The organism is Corynebacterium sp. UBA2622, assembly GCF_002339505.1.
Classification (GTDB): domain Bacteria; phylum Actinomycetota; class Actinomycetes; order Mycobacteriales; family Mycobacteriaceae; genus Corynebacterium.
Map to the genome: position 1 here is coordinate 1 of NZ_DDJO01000023.1, position 273 is coordinate 273.

1 protein-coding gene is annotated in these 273 nt (G+C 70.3%); it reads right to left on the reverse strand.

What is annotated here, in order from left to right:
* The coding region (locus B3611_RS09035; protein ID WP_414646326.1) for a hypothetical protein at nucleotides 1-273 on the reverse strand (273 nt) is incomplete at both ends.

The window sequence follows — 273 nt, forward strand, 5'->3', positions numbered from 1 at the left end:
CGCCAGGACAGGTCCAGATCGGCGAGCGTGATCGGCACGAGCAGGCGCCCGCGCGCCCTGACGGCGGCGTTGATCGGTTCGAGGTTCGACTCGCTCGCCAGCGGCTCGAACGAGGTGACGCAGGTGGCGCGTGCCAGCAGCGGCTCTAAGTGATGCAGCAGCGCGAGTCCGTCGGCGTGACGTTGCTCGGGGCTCGTCGCATCACGACGCTCTCGACGCGCGGCGCGAAGTCGTGTGCGCAAATCGCGCTTGGCGACGCGCTCGCGCTCGTCG